At 44.9% G+C, this 21,383-nt stretch carries 19 protein-coding genes; 1 reads left to right on the top strand and 18 read right to left on the bottom strand.

Annotated features, from left to right (window positions below; genetic code table 11):
* Positions 1–546: 546 nt before the first annotated feature.
* From gcvH to ACWB0I_RS02195, 15 genes are all read right to left on the bottom strand, one after another.
* Positions 547–924: a glycine cleavage system protein GcvH gene (gcvH, locus tag ACWB0I_RS02265; protein WP_479386410.1), complete on the bottom strand. Its 378-nt coding sequence runs from the start codon at positions 922–924 to the stop codon at positions 547–549.
* A gap of 27 nt (positions 925–951) precedes the next feature.
* Positions 952–2,310 carry an acetyl-CoA carboxylase biotin carboxylase subunit gene (gene accC, locus ACWB0I_RS02260; RefSeq protein ID WP_479386409.1) on the bottom strand — a complete coding sequence of 453 codons (1,359 nt, stop codon included), beginning with the start codon at positions 2,308–2,310 and terminating at the stop codon, positions 952–954.
* Positions 2,311–2,318: 8 nt separating this feature from the next.
* Positions 2,319–2,849 (bottom strand): outer membrane protein assembly factor BamD, encoded by a 531-nt coding sequence (gene bamD, locus ACWB0I_RS02255; RefSeq protein ID WP_479386408.1) that lies wholly within the window; start codon positions 2,847–2,849, stop codon positions 2,319–2,321.
* Entirely contained in the window at positions 2,824–3,759 is a 936-nt protein-coding gene (locus tag ACWB0I_RS02250) for a GGDEF domain-containing response regulator (protein WP_479386407.1), read from the bottom strand. The genes bamD and ACWB0I_RS02250 overlap by 26 nt, the downstream gene beginning before the upstream one ends.
* On the bottom strand, positions 3,752–5,317 hold the full coding sequence (locus ACWB0I_RS02245; RefSeq protein ID WP_479386406.1) for a sensor histidine kinase: 1,566 nt from the start codon (positions 5,315–5,317) through the stop codon (positions 3,752–3,754). The genes ACWB0I_RS02250 and ACWB0I_RS02245 overlap by 8 nt, the downstream gene beginning before the upstream one ends.
* A gap of 335 nt (positions 5,318–5,652) precedes the next feature.
* Positions 5,653–6,174 carry an acetyl-CoA carboxylase biotin carboxyl carrier protein gene (accB, locus tag ACWB0I_RS02240; protein ID WP_479386405.1) on the bottom strand — a complete coding sequence of 174 codons (522 nt, stop codon included), beginning with the start codon at positions 6,172–6,174 and terminating at the stop codon, positions 5,653–5,655.
* 103 nt (positions 6,175–6,277) lie between these two features.
* On the bottom strand, positions 6,278–7,138 hold the full coding sequence (locus tag ACWB0I_RS02235; RefSeq protein WP_479386404.1) for a nitrilase-related carbon-nitrogen hydrolase: 861 nt from the start codon (positions 7,136–7,138) through the stop codon (positions 6,278–6,280).
* Between the two features lie 11 nt (positions 7,139–7,149).
* Positions 7,150–8,514, bottom strand: a complete 1,365-nt coding sequence (locus ACWB0I_RS02230; protein WP_479386403.1) for a DUF711 family protein — start codon at positions 8,512–8,514, stop codon at positions 7,150–7,152.
* A gap of 2 nt (positions 8,515–8,516) precedes the next feature.
* Positions 8,517–8,972, bottom strand: a complete 456-nt coding sequence (locus ACWB0I_RS02225) for an ACT domain-containing protein (RefSeq protein ID WP_479386402.1) — start codon at positions 8,970–8,972, stop codon at positions 8,517–8,519.
* Positions 8,973–8,992: 20 nt separating this feature from the next.
* On the bottom strand, positions 8,993–9,286 hold the full coding sequence (locus ACWB0I_RS02220) for a EutN/CcmL family microcompartment protein (protein WP_479386401.1): 294 nt from the start codon (positions 9,284–9,286) through the stop codon (positions 8,993–8,995).
* 548 nt (positions 9,287–9,834) lie between these two features.
* Complete coding sequence (locus ACWB0I_RS02215; RefSeq protein WP_479386400.1) at positions 9,835–11,364, bottom strand: sodium:proton antiporter; 1,530 nt, start codon at positions 11,362–11,364, stop codon at positions 9,835–9,837.
* A 72-nt stretch (positions 11,365–11,436) separates the two neighbouring features.
* Positions 11,437–11,862, bottom strand: coding sequence for an arsenate reductase ArsC (locus ACWB0I_RS02210; protein WP_479386399.1), 426 nt, complete (start codon positions 11,860–11,862; stop codon positions 11,437–11,439).
* A 174-nt stretch (positions 11,863–12,036) separates the two neighbouring features.
* Complete coding sequence (locus ACWB0I_RS02205; protein WP_479386398.1) at positions 12,037–13,155, bottom strand: cyclic nucleotide-binding domain-containing protein; 1,119 nt, start codon at positions 13,153–13,155, stop codon at positions 12,037–12,039.
* Positions 13,148–14,254 (bottom strand): cyclic nucleotide-binding domain-containing protein, encoded by a 1,107-nt coding sequence (locus ACWB0I_RS02200; protein ID WP_479386397.1) that lies wholly within the window; start codon positions 14,252–14,254, stop codon positions 13,148–13,150. The genes ACWB0I_RS02205 and ACWB0I_RS02200 overlap by 8 nt, the downstream gene beginning before the upstream one ends.
* Before the next feature lie 312 nt (positions 14,255–14,566).
* Positions 14,567–16,600 (bottom strand): OPT family oligopeptide transporter, encoded by a 2,034-nt coding sequence (locus tag ACWB0I_RS02195; RefSeq protein ID WP_479386396.1) that lies wholly within the window; start codon positions 16,598–16,600, stop codon positions 14,567–14,569.
* Between the two features lie 279 nt (positions 16,601–16,879).
* Here ACWB0I_RS02195 and ACWB0I_RS02190 point away from each other — a divergent pair, with 279 nt between their 5' ends.
* Positions 16,880–17,815, top strand: a complete 936-nt coding sequence (locus ACWB0I_RS02190) for a metallophosphoesterase (RefSeq protein WP_479386395.1) — start codon at positions 16,880–16,882, stop codon at positions 17,813–17,815.
* Here the strand turns inward: ACWB0I_RS02190 and ACWB0I_RS02185 are convergent.
* The 3 genes from ACWB0I_RS02185 to ACWB0I_RS02175 are packed head-to-tail and all read right to left on the bottom strand — an operon-like array spanning position 17,786 to position 21,379.
* Positions 17,786–18,565 carry a sulfite exporter TauE/SafE family protein gene (locus ACWB0I_RS02185; RefSeq protein ID WP_479386394.1) on the bottom strand — a complete coding sequence of 260 codons (780 nt, stop codon included), beginning with the start codon at positions 18,563–18,565 and terminating at the stop codon, positions 17,786–17,788. The genes ACWB0I_RS02190 and ACWB0I_RS02185 overlap by 30 nt on opposite strands.
* A gap of 54 nt (positions 18,566–18,619) precedes the next feature.
* Complete coding sequence (locus tag ACWB0I_RS02180) at positions 18,620–20,698, bottom strand: ATP-binding protein (protein WP_479386393.1); 2,079 nt, start codon at positions 20,696–20,698, stop codon at positions 18,620–18,622.
* 3 nt (positions 20,699–20,701) lie between these two features.
* Complete coding sequence (locus ACWB0I_RS02175; protein WP_479386392.1) at positions 20,702–21,379, bottom strand: Crp/Fnr family transcriptional regulator; 678 nt, start codon at positions 21,377–21,379, stop codon at positions 20,702–20,704.
* Positions 21,380–21,383 lie beyond the last annotated feature (4 nt).

Here is a 21,383-nt window from a genome sequence, read left to right as displayed (position 1 = left end):
GCGCGTGCGAATTGTCTGCAAGTGGGAGGGATTCTTCTCCCGCTAAAGCGGGATCAGAAAGACACTCAGCACCATTTAACTTTTCAACCATTAAACTAATTAACTAAGGCAGCAGAGCCGCAACCAAAATCAACCACAGAGAGCACAAAGATTTAGAAAAAAATAAAATTTATTGACATGTAAGGCTAGGACTCAGCAAAGCGGCACAATTTGCTCCCCCTTCCCTTTATTAAAAGAAGGGAAGGGGGCCGGGGGGTTAGGATCTTTAACACAAAAATTTTTGCACGCTAAAATGCTAGATCTTTTAAGGGAAGTATTCTATTACACTCTTAACTCTTACACACATACACTTTTCCGCGCCAGCGGAAAATTTGTCCTGCCAGTGTAAGGGATTCTCAGATTGACAGTCGGCATCGCCCCTCACCGCCTAACCCCCTCTCCCCGCAAAGCGGAGTGGGAATAAAATTGATGCTGCCGGTAGGCACAGGCTTAAGGTTTGCACTTAAATGTGGGCCTAAAGCCTACGCCTCCCGTTTTGCTCAGCAATCAGCTTATTTTTTCCTGGTATTGCGCGGCATCCATCAAGGTCTCTACTTCAGCTGGATCAGACAGCTTCACTTTGATCATCCAGCCCTCACCATAAGGATCTTTGTTGACCGTTTCAGGCTCGGCTCCCAATTTTTCATTCACTTCAACAACTTCGCCGGAAACCGGAGCAAAAAGATCGGCTACAGCTTTAACGGCTTCGATGGTGCCAAAGGTCTCCCCTTTTTCAACGGTGCTACCAACTTCTGGCAATTCGACAAAAACTACATCGCCTAATTCACCCTGTGCATAATCGGTAATGCCGATGGTTGCCACATCGCCATCAATTTTAGCCCATTCATGATCTTCCGTATATTTCAGTGTTTCCGGTACATTCATAGGAACCTCCAATGTTTTAAATGTTGGTTATTCTTCTATTTCTTCTAAAAGATTGACGCGCTCCAAAAAGCCGGTATCAAATTCGGCAGAGATGAAATTTGGATGATTAATTAATCTTAAATGAAAGGGAATGGTGGTTTTCAGGCCTTCGATTACAAATTCTTCCAGGGCGCGATTCATGCGTTTAAGGGCCTCCTCCCTGTTCCGTCCATAGGCAATCAGCTTGGCAATCAAAGAATCGTAAAACGGCGGGATGCTGTAGCCCTGGTACACATGGCTATCAACGCGAATGCCCGGTCCGCCAGGTAAATGGAAAAACTCGACTTGACCCGGATTGGGCATAAAATTCTTTTCCCAGTCTTCGGCATTAATACGACATTCGATGGCGTGTCCCACAATTTTCACCTCTTCCTGGGTCAAATCCAGTTTTTCTCCGGCGGCCACCAAAATTTGTTCTTTTAATAAATCGGTATTGGTAACCATTTCCGTTACCGGGTGTTCAACCTGGATTCGCGTGTTCATTTCCATGAAGTAGAAATTTTTGTCTTTATCCAGCAAAAATTCGATGGTACCGGCGCTCACATAGCCAACGCCTTTGGCGCCCTTAACTGCCACCTGTCCCATTTTTTGACGGAGGGCCTCATCCACCACAGCCGAAGGGGCCTCTTCGATTAATTTTTGGTGTCGGCGCTGAATGCTACACTCGCGTTCCCCCAAATGGATCACATTGCCATGGGTATCGGCCACGATCTGAATTTCAATGTGTCGGGGTTCTTCAATGTATTTTTCAATGTACATGGAAGGATCGCCAAAGGCTCCGCGCGCTTCAGCCTGGGCCATCTGAAAATTGCTCTCAAATTCCTCTTCGGAGCGAATAATGCGCATGCCGCGGCCCCCACCGCCGGCCACTGCTTTTAAAATGACCGGGTAGCCTATGGCATTAGCAATTTCAATGCCCTCTTCCAGGCTGTTAACCACGCCTTCGCTGCCGGGCACCACCGGCACCCCGGCTTTTTTCATTAGTTCCTTGGCCCGTGATTTATTACCCATATCACGAATCACACTGGCCGGAGGCCCGATAAAAACCAGATTACTCGATTCACACATATCGGCAAAATTGGCATTTTCAGCCAAGAAACCATACCCCGGATGAATAGCATCGGCACCCGTAATCTCTGCAGCCGCAATGATGCGCACCGGATTCAAATAGCTTTCCGAGCTCTGCGCCGAACCAATACACACCGCTTCGTCAGCTAATCGAACATGAAGGGAGTCGGCGTCAGCCTCGGAATGGACGGCCACAGTCTGAATTCCCAACTCCCGGCAGGCGCGAATAATGCGCAAGGCGATTTCCCCACGATTGGCTATTAAAATCTTTTTGAACAAACCTCCTCCTATCTCTTTATGACGTTTTCAAGGTCGTTTAACGTGCTTTGCAAGCGATTGAGTTCTTCAATCCTGGCTTTGAGTTCCTGCTCCAGTCTTTTTCGCTCGCGTTGCAATCGGGCTTTTTCTTTTTCTAATTGAGAGTTTAAATATAGAACTTTTAGCCAATTATTACAAGCCAAAGCATATTGACTTGCAGGAAATTTTTGTAAAATGCGCTGGAAGGCCAGTCGCGCTCGGGAATAGTCAAAAAAGGGGTTTTGTTCATCGGCAATCACACGCAGGTAGGCTATTCGGTAAGCCACATCGTCCGCATAAATTGAACCGGGATAGCGTTCCAGAAAACGACGGCTAAATTGCTCGGCTCGAGTGTAATCACGCGCTTTGAGCAGGCTGTCGATGGTCAGAACCACCTTCCGCTGAGCGGCTTCTTTTCCCTCTGGCTTAGGGCGCAGTTGCTTTTGCACGGCACAGCTCAGCAAAAACAGAACGCCCGCCATCAAAAAGATCTGATTACGCTTTTCGTTGATCAACCACATAACTGTTCCCCAATATGGATTTGGCCCGTTTTTTAACGTCCGTAGCCACACGCGACACCTCGGCAACGCTGCTTAACGAACGCTGTTCATTGGTCACTACGGCAATGGAAATGGACATTAAAGGAAATTGTTCCTTCTGGCCTTTACGATTCAGGGCCACAAAGTAACCCCGCTCAACATCTTGCTGGTTGTAGAATTGGCTGATCTGTTCTGCAAAGCGATCCACTATGGTCTGGCATAAAATCGGCATTTTGTCCGGAGTTGACAGGAAGACAAAATCATCACCGCCGATGTGTCCTAAAAAATCATTGGGATTACCCTGTTCTGAGAGCGCAGTTTGAATCAACTGGCCGGTAAAGCGAATCACACGATCGCCTTCTACAAAGCCGTAGACATCGTTAAAGGCTTTGAAATGATCCAGATCGGCGTAGGCAATGGCAAATTTTTCACCGCTTTCAATGCGTTTTTGTAATTCACGCTGGATGGCATTGTTCCCGGGTAAGTGCGTCAGAGGATTGGTATCCATCGATTGATGATAACGTTTGAGCACGGCCTCAATACGCTTGGAAATTTCTAAAGGCTCCATCTCTTTGGTTACGTAGTCATCCACGCCCTGTTCAAAGCTTTGCAGCTTGTCGCCCAGATCGTCGGACGAGGTTAACATGATGATGGGAATATTCTGGTAAGCAGGAGTAGCCCGTAATCGTTTACTGATGTCAATGCCGGAAAGACCGGGCATTTTGAGGTCCAACAGAATAAGGTCCGGTCTCTGCCCTTTAAAAAAATCGAATACCTGTTCTCCAGCCGATAAGGTGAACACCTCATGCCCGAATCCTTCAACAATCATTTGCCAGAGGAACAGGTCATTCGGATCATTATCTACGATGAGAATTTTGTAGCGTTCAGGCATCCAGCCATCCTCCTTCTTCAGCTATTCTACGATTTTTTGGTAAGATGATGGTAAAGACGCTGCCCTTCCCTGGTTTACTCCTGACCTTAATCTGTCCGCCGTGCGCCTTAACAATTTGCGAAGCAATGTACAATCCGAGTCCGGTACCTTTAACGCTGATCTTTTCCGAATTGGAAGCGCGGTACATCTTTTCAAAAATGTAGGGGATCTCCTTTTCCGGAATGCCGATGCCCTGATCCTTGACCGTCAGGCGAATGGCAGAAAATCGCTCGCTGAGCCGGATTTCAATCTCCTTTTTTGCATCGGAAAATTTTACAGCGTTGCTCACAAGATTCTGAACCACTTCTTTAAAGCGCTCCACATCCAATTCACAATCAATGGTTTTAGAAGAAAAATTAATCCTGACCTTTAAATCTTTTTCCTTAATCACCGGAGACAGGTTAATCAATACTTCGGTCACCACTTTTACGACGTTCACCCGCCGATATTTCAACTGAATGGCGCCTAAATCGTAGGAAGCGCTCTGTAAAATAGTGGAGATCAGATTTTGCAGGGTCTGGTAATTGCCTTTGATGATCTCTAAAAATCGCTGCTGGGTGGGCGTCACTTTGCCCTGCAGGGAACTCTCCAGCAACAGTGTGGCCTGTTTAATGGAGCCCAGAGGACTTTTCATCTCATGGGTGAATTGCGACAGAATAGCGGATTTAAAACGGTCGGCCTCTTTTAGATGCAGGCTCAGTTCTTCAAAGGCGCGGCTTAAATCGCCTATTTCATCGTTGGGTTTATTGGGAATGCTCACCGAAAAATCCTGGATGGCCATCCGTTGAATGCCATTTTTTAAAGCTTCCACCGGACGTGTAATTTTTCGGGCAATGACAAAAGCGCTGAGAATGGCCACCATGAACAAAAAGACTTCTGTGTACAACAGAACAGACTGTGTTTCTTCCACCATGCGCGCCATCTGTAAAGCCCGATCAATGCTACTCCGGCCAATCACCTGATTCAGTTGAATCAGCTCCTGCCTTAAATCGCGTAAGGTGTTTAACACACGGGTTTCTCTGAGGTATCGGGCCTGATTAAATTGTTTCAGCCGCACATATTCGATGGATTTTTTAATGTTCTGATCTAAAGCAAGCCATTTTTTGCGCACCCTTTGAATGAGAGGCTGTGCTTCTTTATTCTGAAACCGGGCTGTTTTTTTCTTTAAAAGAGGTAAATGTTCCCAGGGGCTAAAAAATAAGGCTCTCACCTGCATTGATTTTTGCAGATTGGCGCTTACCTTTTCCCAATTGGCGTGAAATTGCTGGCGGGCTTTTTCCAGGTTGATTATCTTTTGTATGGTGTTCCCTGGAATAAAAAGAAGAATGTAATGAGCGTTCAAATTTTCCAGGTACTGTAACTGCTGTGAGAGATCAATGATGGAATGAATATCATAGCGGGCGTGATTTTTGATGGAAACGGAAACCTGTCTGACTTCAAAAAGCAGACCCAGCAAGGCAATGGTAAACAAGAAAATGAGAAACAAATAGCTGAAAAGTAACTTGTATTTTAGTTTCAATGAAATTCTTTTACATGCTTTTTGATTTTGAATTTCGTAAGAACCAGATTCAAGCCATTTGTTGCAAAGTCCTGATCCGGATTAGTACATTAACAGACCTGCCTGGTTTTAAACGATCAAAAAACTGCTTTAAAAGGACTTTGTGCTGAATCATTGCTTGGCGTCCCTCCCATTTCAGGATTCAGACCGAACACCAAAGGGAGGCCATCAGCAAGAGTTCTAAAAACCTGTCAAAACAACTTTTTCAGAAATGGCTGTACTACGAGCCAAATTTTCCGTTTCTATTTCAAAGCCTTAAAAAAGATTGTTTACAATGGACTGATCGTAGCCCTCTTTCAGGCTTTTTCAATCAGAAACAAGACCTGATTAAATTCCACAGGTTGTGCGTTTTCTACCAGAATGTCGACTATTTTACCATTGACTTCCGATTCGATTTCATTCATGAGTTTCATGGCTTCAATAATACAGAGGGTCTGGCCCACAGCCACCGTTTGCCCGACTTCCACGTATGGGTCAGCGTCCGGGGAAGGCGCACGATAGAATGTACCGACCATAGGGGAACGAACTTCTACGATGTTTTTACCAGCAGCCATTTCCTCTTTTTGTTCGCCGGCTGGCGCCGATTCTGCAACAACCGCCGGTTGTTCCTGAGTCTGCGGCAACATCTGTGGAGCGCCTTGCTGCATGGGCATGACCGGCATGGCCTGAGGATAGGTGGGCATGACTACGGTTTCACCATTTTTTGAGGGAAAGCGTTTGGTAATGCGTAGTTTCTTTCCCTCTTCTTCTATTTCAATTTCACTAATATCCGATGTTTCAACCATTTTGATTAATTGTCTAACCTCTTTTAAATCCATCTTACCTCCTTTTTTTTCCTTCTGGCTCATTATTAAAAATAGTAATATATACTTTTAACTTTGCACAATCAATTAAATTATTGAGCCAAAAATTAACATTTATTTAATAGTGTCGGTTTTGTTCGGCTAATCTTTTAAATTCGTATTGTAAAAGGTCAAATTTCTCTTCTTTCAGGAGTTGCGTATTCACACGGGCATGTTTCAGTTCGAGTAAATTGATTTCGGCATGTAAATTAATCTCTTTAAAATAAGGAGCTTGAATCTGGGACTTTCCGGAGGGATGAATGATCTCTGAACCGCCCCAGAAAGGTACGCCGTCTTCCACGCCTACGCGATTGGCAAAGACTATGAAAGAGGTGGTAAAGACTGCCATGGAGCGATTGAGCGTTTCCCAGACCTGGACATTTTGCGGCTTTTCGCTTTCGTTAATTCCACGGGCCACACCCGCGGCCGACACTACAATGATGGAAGCTCCATCGTGGGCCAGAATCAAACCGGAGGTCGGATGCCACATATCTTCACAGATGAGCAGACCCAATTTGCCAAGAGGTGTGTCAAAGGCCCGAATTCGCGTGCCGGCATTAAAATACCGTTTCTCTTCAAACAGGCTGTAAGTTGGCAGGTAAACCTTGCGGTGGCGGGCTATCACTTCCCCTTTGTAGAAAATCAGTTGCGTGTTAAAAAACTCAAATTTATCGCCCATCTCAACCAGACCAACATCGATGGCAATGTGTTCACTCAAAGAGCGCAAGCGATCCAGCTTATGGTCTTCCACATGCAGGGCAACATCCACAACCGCATCACGCAAAAAGTAGCCGGTTAAACTCAGCTCGGGAAAGACAATGAGCTGACTCTTCTGTTTGATGGCTTCTTCGATGGCCTGATAATGTTTTTCCAGATTACGGTCCAGATCGGCTAACACGCAATTCTGCTGGGCAATGGTCAGTTTCAACGTATTTTTCATAGCACTCCATGTTAATTTCTCAATCCCCGGGATGGCGCAGGGAATTGTCCCCCGCGATTTACAAAGATCGAATTGCGCAGCGTGGACACCGGCATAATGGGCGCCTTGCCCAATAATCCGCCGTAATCGACCACTTCACCGGCTTTTTTCCCTGGCACCGGAATGATGCGTACCGCGGTGGTTTTGTTGTTCATAATACCAATAGCGCACTCATCCAGAATAATGCCGGAAATGGTTTCAGCGCTGGTTTCTCCGGGAACGGCAATCATATCCAGGCCTACGCTACAAACACTGGTCATGGCTTCCAATTTTTCAATAGTAATGTGTCCTTTTTCAGCAGCGGCTATCATACCGGCATCTTCACTGACCGGGATGAAGGCGCCGCTCATTCCCCCCACGTGCGAAGAGGCCATCATCCCGCCGCGTTTAACAGAATCGGTCAGCAAAGCCAGGGCCGCCGTTGTGCCGGGCGCGCCCACATCTTCAAACCCCATGGCCTTTAGAATATCGGCCACGGAATCGCCCTCCATAGGGGTGGGCGCCAGCGAAATATCCACAATGCCAAAACGGACATTCTGCAATTCCGCCACACGTTTACCAATAAATTCACCGGCGCGTGTAATTTTAAAAGCCATCCTGCGGATGCGATCGCTCAGTTGAGCTATGTCCAGGTCTTCAGGAGCTTCCCGAATGGCCCGTAAAATAACACCCGGGCCGCTAATGCCCACATTGACGACTACTTCCGGTTCTGAAAGCCCATGAAAGGCTCCGGCAATAAAGGGATTGTCTTCGGGCACATTGGCAAAAACGACTAGTTTCGCACACCCGACGGCATCGCGGTCGGCAGTAAGCAGAGCGGTTTCTTTAACAATCTGGCCCATCATCTTAACCGCTTTCATGTTAATGCCGGCTTTGGTGGTAGCCACGTTTACAGAAGAGCAAACATGTTTGGTTTTGGCCAGCGCCTCGGGAATGGATTGAATGAAGGCCAGCTCCCCATGCGTACAGCCCTTTTGCACCAGGGCGGAATATCCTCCTAAATAATCGATGCCCAATTCATCGGCGGCTTTATCCAGAACCTCGGCCACCTCTACCATATCCTCTTTACGGAAACCGTCGGCGATCATGGAAATGGGCGTTACGGAAATTCTTTTGTTGGCAATGGAAATGCCGTAATCGGCTTCAACCTTTTGCGCAGCTTTTACGTGTTCGGCAGCCACACGCATCAGTTTTTCGTAAATATTCTGTTTCAGCTTTTTCAGATCGTCGGTAGCGCAGTCGCGCAAATTAATCCCCATGGTTACGGTGCGGATGTCAAAATGCTCGACTTCGGTCATGCGTATGGTTTCTAAAATCTCTTCTAAAGCAATCGGCATAACTAAATCCTGTGCATGGCGTTAAAAATTTCTTCGTGTTGAACAACAACCTTTAAATCCAGTGATTCGCCTACCTGGATCAAATCGTTTTTAATCTGCTCAAACGATTGGGAACTGCCGGAGATATCGACCAGTATCATGATGGTAAAAAAATCCTGCATCAACTTTTGCGACAGATCCAGGATGTCACAATCGTTTTTAGCCAGAGCATCGGTCATTTTAGCCAGAATGCCCACGCGATTTTTACCAAAGGCCGTAATGATAATACGCTCAGCCATTGGCTTCCGCTGGGCCGAAGTAATGGTTTTCCACTCCTTAACCGGTTCCTGAGCTCCGGTTTGCAGCCGGTTTAAAGTGGCTTTAACCACCTGTTCTACGGCCTGCGGACTGGCGCTATGCCCTAATTGTTTCAATGCTTCCTGGGCTATTTTTTTGATGTCTTCTTCACTCAATGCCATACTATTTCTCTCTTTGTTGGTTATTCTTCATAAAAGGAGGGATCAACATCCATACGATCGACGATGCCCACCACGGCAGCCTCAATACTCAAATCGGATGGATTTTCCGGACAGATGGCCTTTCGGGCGGCATGTCCATAGGCACAGATCACCGTCTCCCCCACACCGGCTCCCAATACGTCGGCTACAATAACAACGTCGGTTAATGGCTTGGCCTTTAGGTTGATGGGATTGACGATTAAAAACCGCAAGTTTTGTAAATTATCTGTTTTTTTAGTTGACCAGACTGAACCAACGACTTTCCCTAAAAACAAGTCAATCCTTTCCCGACTTTTTTTGATTGATTTAATCTAACACTTTTAACAAATATTTTCAATGGATGAATCAGGATTGTTAAAAATAAATCTTTCTCGTCTCGCTCATCAGAATAGTATCTTCAAAAGCTGTAATGCAATAGCGTGCGAAATTGTTTTTGCTGCCTCAGGCTGAAAACCGTTATTGACCTGCGCTCGAAAATCGGGGTTTCCGATTCGCTTCAACCAGTGGCCTGCTGAATGGTACTATTAAATGGCCATAGGTCTGTCATTCCGATTCCCCGATTTATCGTGAGCAGAGTTCCTTACATTGTCAGTCTCAGCGTAACTCGAGCTTTAACTCGAGACTTTATGCCATCCTGAATCCCAATTCATTGGGGTGCGGAATCCCTTCCATATTAAAGAGATTCCGCTTTTCCCCGAGTCCGGCTGGAACAACACGTTTGAATATTATGGAGACATTACAAGGGACAAATATTTTTTCCAGAGTCCTGTCTTAAAAGGAAAAAGGCTGCCCCGCTGATTTTTAGAGAGGCAGCCCTAAACTTCTATCGTAAAAAGACAATACTTGACAGAATAAAGGTTGGAATTAAAATGGGAATAGAATATTTTAACATGTAGCCAAAAAAACTGGGCATGGCTACACCCGATTCTTCGGCAATCGATTTGACCATAAAATTCGGCGCATTTCCGATGTAGGTATTGGCGCCCATAAAGACGGCTCCGGTAGAAATGGCCGTCAGATATTTGATAAATTCAGGGAACTGCTCAGCAGCTGTTCCAGCGGCAAAAGCAGCGCGCAGCTCACTTTCATGAATACCCAATTTCCCAAGCGCGGAATTAAAAAAGGTCAAGTAAGTAGGCGCGTTATCCAGAAAACTGGACAGCGAACCCGTAATCCAAAAATAGTGCCAGGGATGCTTCACGGCGCGAATCAAACCGGCCATGGCTCCGTGCTCACCAGCCTGTAAAATGGCCAGGGCAGGGATAATGGTCATAAAAATACCGGCAAATAAATAGGCCACCTCTTTTATCGGGAACCAATCAAACTCATTGCCTTCTCGAATCTCTTTCCTGGTTAACTTTAATGACAACAAGCCCATCAAAATGATCCAGAAATCGCGTACAACGTTTTGTACGGTCATGTGGACGCCCAGAACAGTAAAGTGGCCGAGATGGGCCACGCCGCTAAAAATGACACCCAGCACAACGCCCAGCAAAAACAGAAAATTGAAAGCGCCCTCTACTTTAATCGGTTCTTTTTCCGTATTTTTTGGTATGAACTGTTTATCCTGACGATAATAATAGGAATCCATGAGATAAAGAAGGATCAATAAAATAGATGCCACAAAGGACATCTCGGGCACCAGATGCAAGGTCCAGAAAAAACTGACACCGTGTAAAAAGCCCAGGAACAGGGGAGGATCTCCCAGCGGCGTAAGCGATCCTCCGATATTGGCTACTAAAAAGATAAAGAAAACTACAAGATGCACTTTGTGTTTGCGGTGCTTGTTGGCGCGCAGCAATGGCCTGACCATGACCATGGCCGCCCCGGTCGTTCCGATCCATGAAGCCAGCAGCGTGCCAATTAAGATCAACAGCAGGTTTATTGGGGGGCTGCCCTGCATGGTTCCCCGAACGTAAATACCGCCAGCAATGGTAAACAGTCCCCATAACAGAATAATAAAAGGAATGTAATCGATCAGATAGATATGCAAAATACTTTCCACAGCCACCATCTTGTAAACGAACAAAAAAGGCAGGGCAAAAATGAGGGCCCAGGCCGCGCTGACCTTTGGAAAATGGTGGTGCCAGAATTTTGGAGCCACCAGAGGAAATATGGCAATGGATAGTAAAATTCCGATAAAAGGAATTACCGTCCACAGAGGTAATTCACTACCGAGTGCATTTTCTTCTTCTGAAGTAATTTGTTGGTCATGAGAGGATTGAACAGTCGTTTGATGCTGGGTAATCACGGTAGAATCTTGTGCGAACGCTTTTTGTGGCAAAGCGACACCAGAAAACAGGAGTGCAAAGAACAAACTCGCTACAACAACCAGGGCCTTTCTTCTGTCCATTTCAAAACCTCCAAGTTGGATAAATAGGTCAAGATTCATTTATTCGGCTTCATGGTTTAAAACTAAAGGAAATTAAGCAGGAATCAGCCGATGCCTGGGGATAAACTCATTTAACCATTCATTGATTTCGTCCCGTAATTCCCTAAAGGCATTCATCTTTTCAATTTCGCCGCCTTTTGTTTTAGCCGGATCATCAAACGTTTTGTGTATTTTCGTGTTTCCAATAAGAAAATTTGCCGCTTTTTCGCGGGCTTCTTCTGTTGTTGTAATGATAATATCCCATTTGGTATGAATAAATTCATTGACGGATTTTGGTTTTTCTTTGGAGATATCGATGCCAATTTCCATTAGCACCTTTTGCACATAAGGATTAATTTTTTGTGGACGCAGCCCTGCACTGTAAACATCGATGCGATTAAAAGAGATATGTTTCATAAGCGCAGCAACCATAATGCTAATACAAGAATTATGTGTGCCCAAAACTAATACTTTTTTCATGACGCCCTCTCAAATAATACTCATCTCAAACCGATTTTCATTATCATATAAAAATACAAAATCTTTAATTATAATGCTATCTTTTTTCAATGGATACCTATTTTTAAAATTAAGTGAGAGCCTGATAAAAGGAGTGGAGATCAAAGCTAAATTAACGCGCTCGATTCTGCTGCTTTAAACCATATCGCCGGATTGCTGGTATATGGTGTAAAATTGCTGCTGTTCGAGCATTTCATCGATCTCTGGCTGGAAAGAACGCACATCGAAAAATTCAATACCGATTAAATCGCGGGACAGGTTTTGCATGATCTGACTCAAAAGCAGGGCAAACAGCAGCACATGCTTTTCGTTGAGCCTGTCTATTTTGGACAAATCAATGGTCAGGGCGGGTTGTAAATCGATTTTGATACCCTGGACTTCATCAAAAATAGCTTTTAATTTGTTCTGGGCTTTGTTTAAAGCAATCTGTAAATTTTTACTGCCGGCAATCTGAATCAGCTGAGAGAGCTTCTCCATGAAATAACGTTCAAAGGTATTCAGTATGCGTGTCTCTTCAGCAGACCAGTTGGGATTTTCGCTCAACGGCTGGTTTTTCAGATCAAAGAGTTTGGGTTCAATTAAGAAGGTTCCCTCCTGCCAGCTCAAAAGCTCGTCCAGCGCCTCATCTTCATTTTTATTTTCATATTCCAGATGTAACAACTGACCTTTTTCATACTCGAAAACGGCGGTTTTTCCATCTCTCTTCAGGACAATTCGCCCGGTGAGTGCATTTTGTTCTGCAAAATTGAGAATCCGAATCAAGCCAAACGATGCCAGGTCGCCACGGGGATGAATCTTCTTTAAAAACTGAACTTCAGTTTCCTGAAGCGTTTTGTTGGTTTTGATTAAGCGGTGACTTAACATGTGCGTTAAAGTTAACGTAATGTTCGGATTGTGCAGAATCAATTGGTCAAAATCGGACTTCAACAAACGCCAGAGCTCAACGGTTGTTTCAGCCACAACTGTGGCGGACCGGGGCTCGCCGGTGATCAGAGCCATTTCGCCAAAATAGTCGCCATCTTCCAATCGGGCTAAAATAATCGGCCGTTCAACGTCTTCGGGATGCGTTTCTACCCTAACCGTCCCGCTTTTGATTATGTAAAAACAATCCCCAAGGTCTCCTTCACGGATGATAATGTCGCCTGGTTGAAAGATAACGCGTTCTAGCTTATTGTAAATGGCTTTCAGATCTTCTTCTGAAACTTCAGAAAACAAAGGTACACGCTGTAACTGTTTAAAGAGTACTTCATCCATTTTGATTAAAATGCTCAATTAATTGCACGATTTCGCTCACCTCATGGCTATTGGTAATCTCTACATTATTGGCCTCTTTGATGGGCGCCAGCACTTCTTCCTTTAAATTGGGCTCGCCCAGAAAGATGATCGGATTACTGCTCTGAGAACGAACCGCTTCAATTAATTTGGGGCCTTCCCCGTCCGGCAACTTAATATCGGAGACGATCAGGTGTATGCCTTCTTTGTCCAGTAAATCAAGGCCTTCGCTTATTTTCCGCGCTTTAAACACTTTGTAACCCAGACCTAACAAAGCCCGTTCAATAATCTTTTGCACCACCAGGGAATTGCTTAAAATGAGAATATGTTGAATCCTGGGCTGCTCTTTTGTTTCTGTTTTTTCTTCGACCAGTTCATCCAATTTTAAGGGCTTCAGTTCAATCAGAAAATCTCCTTCGGTCCAGTTAAGCATGGTGTCTAAAGCCTGATCCTCGCTTAAATTGCCCATGCGCACATTCTGCAATTGCCCGGCTTTAAATTCTAGTTGTCCCTGTTGCCCATTGTTTTTAACCTTTAGCGTACCGGTCAGGGAATTTGATTCGCAGAATTTAATCAACTCAACCAGAGGAACATCCTTCAGATTGCCTTTTGGCCCCTCCTGACCGGTTTCAATTTTGTTGACATTGGGCAAGTGAGAAGCCTTAGCCAGGGTTTCACGCAATCTCTGGCTCATTATTTTTCCAATACTGATCGAAATGGAAGGAAATTTTTCAAGGATCACGTCAAAATCATTCTTATGCAGGGCAAACATTTCCGAATCTTCGGTTGTGATAACAGAGGCGGAGCGCGGTTCACCAGTTAACAGGGCCATCTCTCCAAAATAGTCCCCGCCTTTTAAAGTAGCTACCACTTTCTCGTTTCCCTGGTCATCGTAAATGCAAATTTTAACCTGGCCATTAATAATGATGTACATCTCATCGCCGGGATCGCCAATTTTGCAAACCGTTTCATTAGGGCCAAAAGTTTTAAATTTTAAACGCTGGATAATAAAATCAATGCTCTCCTTGCCCAGGGTGTGAAAAATGGGCACTGATTTTAATATTTTACTAAGTTGAATCATTCTCCGGCTCCCATTACATAATCCTTCTTAAATAAAAATAAAGATAGAGCACGATAATAAAAACGGCAATCGTCCACCACAAGGAACGTACTTTGCGCCGTGGCAGGCGTTCGAACTTAATACGCCTGTCTTCTTTCTCCTCTTCATGCAATCGATCAGAAAGATTAAACGTTTTATGTTTTCTTATTCCCCAGAATCGCATGTTAAACCAAAATCTTAAGTTTAATCTATCAATAAAACTTACTTAAAAGCCTTTTGTCAGTCAAAAAAAAAATGGGCTGACAGGATCAGCCCATTTCACAAAGAATCTTTTTATTCTACCTTAGCTCTCTTGGAATCCCAATACATGTAGGCCAGCAAGATTACAAACATGACAAAGCCTAAAATCTCTGCTCCGGCAGATTCTGCCCAGTGTTGTGTTCCAATACCCACCATCAGGTTCCAGCTGGAACTTCCGGTGATGCTCTGGCCCAAATAGACCAGCGCAGCAGCTACAACGCCCATTAAAGCGCCGCCGGCAATGAATCCGGAGGCAATTAATGTACCGCGTTCTTTCCGCGCCTGGACCACCTTTTCGTCCTTAGAACTCTTGCTGACAAAATGAGCAATAATTCCGCCGAACAGAATTGGGGTGTTTAAATGCAAAGGCAGGTACATGCCCAGAGCAAAGGCCAGAGGTGAAATACCTAAAAATTCTAAAATTAAGGCCATGAATACACCGGCCAAATACATTAACCATGGGGCAGGCTGCCCGGTCATCAGGGGTTTTAACACGGCTGCCATGGCTGAAGCCTGAGGCGCTTCCAGGGCATTAGGATGTTGCGGTGTGGCCGGGCCAAATCCATAAGTCTGGTGCAACAGAAAGATCACGGCCCCCACCGAGGCAGCCGCCAGAGTGGTCCCTAAAAATTTGAAGCGTTCCTGAGTACGTGGCGTTGTACCCAACCAGTAACCGATTTTTAAATCCGTAATAAAGCCGCCGGCCATAGACAGAGCTGTACAAACCACACCGCCGATGATCAGGGCAGCTAACATTCCGTCGTTACCGTGCAGGCCTATAGAAACAAGAATGACCGATGAGATGATTAAGGTCATTAAGGTCATGCCAGAGACTGGATTGGTCCCCACAATAGCAATAGCCTGAGCGGCCACCGTAGTAAAAAGGAAAGCGATGACCGTGACGATTAACAATCCTGTAACGGCAAACAGTACATTTCCATTGACCACCAGCAGCAAGAAAAAGGCAAAAATGCCCAGCAGGGTGCTCACAATCAGCACGACCACCCATTTCATCTTAATATCGGTTTGCGTGCGTTGCAGATTATTCTCATCTTCCGGGCCGTCGACTTTACCGAAGATCTCATTAATAGCCAGAGTAAAGGCTCCGGCAATGATCCGCCAGGATTTAATGATGCCAATCAATCCGGCCGTGGCAATGCCGCCAATGCCGATGTGCCGGATGTAGGTGCTGAATATTTCTGAAGGCATCATTTGCGCAATTGGTTTAGCAGCATTTAAAATGGGTTGGGGATTGAATTGCCCGATATAATAGACGATGGGCATAATGACCCACCAGGCCAAAAAAGAACCGCTGGCAATGATGAGGGCATATTTTAAGCCAACAATGTACCCCAGGCCCATCACTGCTGCGCCAATGTTCATTCTGAATTCCAGCCGCGTATGCTCGATCAGTTTTTTACCCCAATCAAACACGCTGGTAGAAACCACCTCTTTCCACAGTCCCAGACCGGAGACCAAAAAATCGTAAATCCCACCGATAATCAAAGCTTTTAATAAAATCTTAGCCTTTTCACCGCCGGACTCACCGGTTACCAGGACCTCGGTTGTAGCCGTAGCTTCGGGAAAAGGGAACTCGCCGTGCATGTCCTTCACAAAGTATTTGCGAAAAGGAATCAAAAATAAAATACCCAAAAAACCGCCGAACAGCGATGACAGAAAGACCTGCCAGAAGGAGGCATTCAGGCCCAGGATGTAAAGCCCGGGAATGGTAAAGATAGCCCCGGCTACAATGACGCCTGAGCTGGCTCCAATCGATTGGACAATAACATTTTCGGAAAGGGCGTTTTTACGCCGCGTTAATGCTGAATAGCCCACAGCCAAAATGGCGATGGGGATGGCAGCCTCAAACACCTGCCCTATTTTTAAACCAAGATAGGCCGCAGCCGCTGAAAAGATGACCGCGTAAAACATGCCCCAGAAAAGGGAGTATCCTGTGACCTCCGGAAGCGGCGCCTCATCCGGTACAACTGGTTTGTAAACCTCGCCAGGCTTAAGTTTACGGTAGGCATTTTCGGGAAGGCCCATTCCTTTTGTTGATACTTCCATACCTTCTCCTTTTGTTTGTTAACAGTAAAAGCCACGTAAAAACAAAAGATACTTAATCATCAATTACAAGTAAAGTTATTTTTTAAAAATTCTGTCAGGTTAACGGCCCTGAATCATTCTTTTTTAGTTCTATTTAACCTCTACTAATTTTGGCCGATCAATGATTACAAAGAGAGCCATGGAATTTTACTGATTCCTTCTGGAAAAATAGGGAATGGCGATGGCCTTTCTGGCATTTTACCAGAAGTTAAAAACATCAACACAAAGGAGCTGCAAACATTGAAAACGCCTACCAATAGCCGGCGACGATTAAAAGAGTGGGAACTGAATCCCTTTCTCTTTAGTTTTTGGCAGCGTCTTTTTCACTTCGAACGCTACGAGTACCTGTTCTCGGCGTTCATTCCTTTCTTAAAAATAATGGGATTGTACAAAAGAGGACTTCAGCATGCCCGCAATATTCGAAGCCACTACCTGTATTTGCACTTTCCCAATCTGCCGCCAAACTTTGATCGGTTTAAAATACTATTTTTGTCCGATCTCCATGCAGACCGAAATCAACAAACCATGAAAAAACTGATCGATCGTTTAAATAAACGCCATTTTGACTTAGTCCTTTTGGGAGGCGATTACCGCTTTAAATTAAAAGGCCTGTACGAAAAGGCAATGGAAGCGCTGGCCCCTTTAAAGCAGGCGGTGACAGGTACGCATGGCTGGTTCGCAGTTCTTGGTAATCATGACCCTCTGGATATTGTCTCCCCTCTTGAATCCCTGGGAATCCGCTGTCTGATGAATGAAAACGTAGAAATTAGAAAAAAGAACCAGTCGATCTGGTTGATCGGTCTGGATGAAGAGCACTATTTTGAAAACGCCGACTTTGCCAGGGCCAGTAAAAATGTGCCGAAGGATGGATTTAAACTGGTTCTCACCCATGCCAACGATGCGCTTTTAAAAATGGAACCGCAAAGCTGCGATCTCTTTTTGTGCGGTCACACGCATGGAGGACAAATTTGTTTTCCCTTTATTGGCCCCATTTTAGTACATAGCAGACTGCCTCGTAAAATGGCCCGTGGAGTCTGGCGATTTAATGGCATCGTCGGCTTTACGACCACTGGGGTTGGCACCTCAGGCTTACCTTTACGCTTTAATTGTCCGGCTGAATTTGTTACCATCGAATTGCGAGCAGGTTCAGAACAGACGCAGGGACATGCGGATTAAAATAATCAGCAGAATAAAACCAATGGCTGCCTTTTTTACATGCACAGGGATTTTAGCCTGATATTTGGTGCCCAGTAAAGAAGCCGGGATGGCACCGAGAAAAATAAGGATGGAGCGGTCGAAATGAATCAGCCCGATGCTCCAGGGAAAATGGTCGGGACCATGACGCAGGGCAAGCGGAATCAGTGCAAAAAATGCGTTAAGAAACATAACGGCATTGGTCACCGGGACGGCCTTTTTAGGATGAACAACCCCGCTTTTGTAAAGCAAGGGCGTAATAATCACTCCTCCGCCTACGCCAGTCGTCCCAGAGATTAGCCCACTAAACGAACCGATTATAGAAGCCCAGTACCAGCGCGATCTGTATTTTGATGTGCGGCCTGTTTTTTGCCGCGAAAGAAACATCTGCACAAACACGTACAGCAGGAAGAGGATGAAAATAGCCAGTAGAAATTTTTCGGGCAAAATGGTAACCAATAAACCGCCCACAGAGGAACTGATCGCTGAAAAAAGTAAAATGATCAAAACCAGCGACCAATCGATTTCTTTACGCTGAGCAAAACGAATGGAATTTAACAGCGTTACCATGGCTATTGTAGCCAGACTGGTGGCAATGGCTTCGTTTTGCGAAAGATGAAAAAAAATGTTCAGGGTGGGTACCAGAATAATGCCTCCCCCCAGACCTAAAACGGAGCTGATTAATCCGACTAAAACGCCGGCCAGTAATGCAGATAAAAAAAGGTTTATCATTGACTCCCAAACATAGCGTTTTTGTTAGTACACGGAATGCGACAAGACCGGCTATTACAAAGCTGGCAAAAAAATATGGAAAGAGGTCCCCTTCTCCGGGGTACTCTCCACCTCAATATGGCCTCCATGTTCACGAATAATCTGGTACACAATAGAAAGGCCAAGCCCCGTGCCCTGTGTTTTGGTCGTAAAAAAGGGATTAAAGATCAGTTCCAGAGCGTCGGGCTCAATACCAATCCCTGTATCCGAAACAGTAATTTTGATGAAGCGGTCCGAGAGCAGATTGGGAATCCGTTTTCTTCTGTCCAGAATCGGTTGCGTGTTCAGCGCATTCTGGGCATGGATACTCAATACGCCCCCATCTGGCATGGCATCGATGGCATTTAAAAAAAGATTCAAAAAGACCTGCTGGATTTGATTGGGATCAATAAATACATCGGACAAATCCTCTGCGTAAAAGGTTTCCACTTTAATACGCTTTTCTTTCAAACGGGTTTGAATGAGTGGAAAGACTTCGTTGAGCACTTTTTTCACAGAGCACTGTTTCGGATCCGGCCTTGCCGGACGAGCATAGGAGAAAAAGGCCTTAAGCAGCTTTTCCAGACGATTTACCTGGCGCAAAATCCGGCTGATGTATTCCAATTTCCCCGGATCATCTCTAAGTTCGTCTTCCAGAGACTGAGCCATGGCTTTAATACCAGCCAGCGGATTGCGAATTTCATGCGCAATGCCGGCGCTCAAAGCCCCAAGTGAAGCCATGCGATCCATGCGGATGATTTCTGCCTGAATGCGCTTTGTTTGCGTAATTTCTGAGAATACCATAATGTATTCCTGATTTTCCTCTTTTTTCTGGTAAGGGTAGATGGACAAACCGATGTAAACATTGGACAGAAGGCCTTGAGCCAGTTCAATCTCCTGGCGCACAACCGGCAGCGGATTTTCTTTAATCAATGCCAGAATTTCCCGAATATTTTTGGGCTGCAAAATATCTTTTAAGTAGCGAATTTTTTTAATGGAATGATCAATATTCAAAATTTGTCTCGCGCTGGGATTTACAAACTTGATCCTTTGTTCCCGGTCAAAAACCACAACGCCAAAATGAACGGCCTTTAAAATGTTTTGAATGAGTTCAAATTGTTCTAATTCTTCCTGAGTAAACAGATTGAATGGTAAATTTTTTAAATGCTCTTTACTATCGCTATGGCTCAGGAACGATTCCAGATTGAAAGCGATGCGTTGGGCAGCTACCATGGTAAACGCCAGGTCATTTTCATAAAAGGAATCTCTGTAAATCTTGTTAACCAGAACAATGGCCCCAAATGGACGGTGGAAAATATTGACCGGTGCAAATAAAATGCTGAAGATTTTAAACCCCAGGTACTCTTCCAGTTCCTGAATGAAAGGGTCGGCCAGGTCTGCACGCTGGAAAACCAGGGCTTTATTTTGCTGTAACAAACGGTGAACATGGCTCTTTTCAATAGAAAAATAGACCACTTTTTCCAGCTGGTTGCCCCCTGCGCGCTCCTGGATCCAAAGTCTCTTTCCTGTTTCTTCATAAAAGGTAAAAAAGGCCGATTCCACAGCCAGAGTTAATTCAATTTTTTTAAGGAGCGTATTTTGTAGATATTGTTTGACCTCCTCAAAATTATCCAGTTCATGAATTTGGTCCAGATCCAGCAATTCGTCCGTGTAGCTGATTAGTTTTTGCTCCCCTTCGAGCAATTCCTGGTAAGTCTCTACGCGGCGATTAATCTGCGAAAGACGGATTCCTGTCCTGGCCTGAGTAAGAAGACTAAACCGATCAACTGGATCCATCAAAATCAGAGCATTTTCAAAACGATAAATCTGATGTTTTAAGGCTTCTTGACTGGAATTAATGATGTAAAGAAATGTTTTTCCTTTAAGACTACGGTGCTCAATCAAATGTTCAATATCATGAACACTGGCCAGCGGATCAGCTGCAAAATCAATAAGGATTAAATCAAACGACTCGTGAAAGAAACCGATCTCTAAACGCTGATCAATATTCAGAGGTAAAATTCGGGGACAGATTTCTTTCAGAATGTTTTTAAAAGTCTGAAAACGTTCAGAACTTTTGGAAGCAATCGCAATGCTGCTGGATTGATTTTTCATCTTTTATGAAAAATCTTCCCGAAATTTATCATAATCCAGAATGATTAATTTGCTGCCCTCTTTTTTGACATAGCCTAATTGGCCCAGAGATTTGATGACACGGGAGATTGTTTCTCGACTGGTGCCGGCCATGTTGGCCAGGTCTTGCTGGGGAGGCAATTGGGGAATTTCCACCTGCCCCTGTTTGATAATTCCAGAATCATCGGCAATGCGCAAAAGCGTAGAGGCCACCTTGCCCATGGCATTTTGTAAGGACAAACTCTTGATCTGCTCATCGCTCCGTCGCAGGCGGTGGGCTAATTCTTTTAATAAATTTATGGCTACCTGGGGATAATCGTGTAATATTCTTAAAAAATTTTCGCGATGAATCAATAATAATTCGCTATCTTCTAAGGTAACTGCATTCGCGCTACGCGTCTGGCCATCAAGGATGGACATTTCGCCAAAAAAGTCTCCGTCCACCAAAATGGACAAAATCACTTCCCGTCCCTCATCGCTAATGCGCGAAATTTTTACGCGTCCGCTCAGAATGATGAACATAGTTGAGCCAACTTCTTCTTCAATTAAAACCATATTATCTTTTTTGTAGGTCTGCTTGACCATCATGCGTGCGATATCATTCAACGCTTCATCACTCAACTCAGAAAACAGAGGGATTGTTTTCAATTCTTTAATGTCCATACTC

The sequence above is a fragment of the Caldithrix sp. genome (assembly GCF_056497305.1).
Note: the sequence above shows the minus strand (reverse complement) of the source record. Positions and strands in the feature narration are given on the sequence as shown.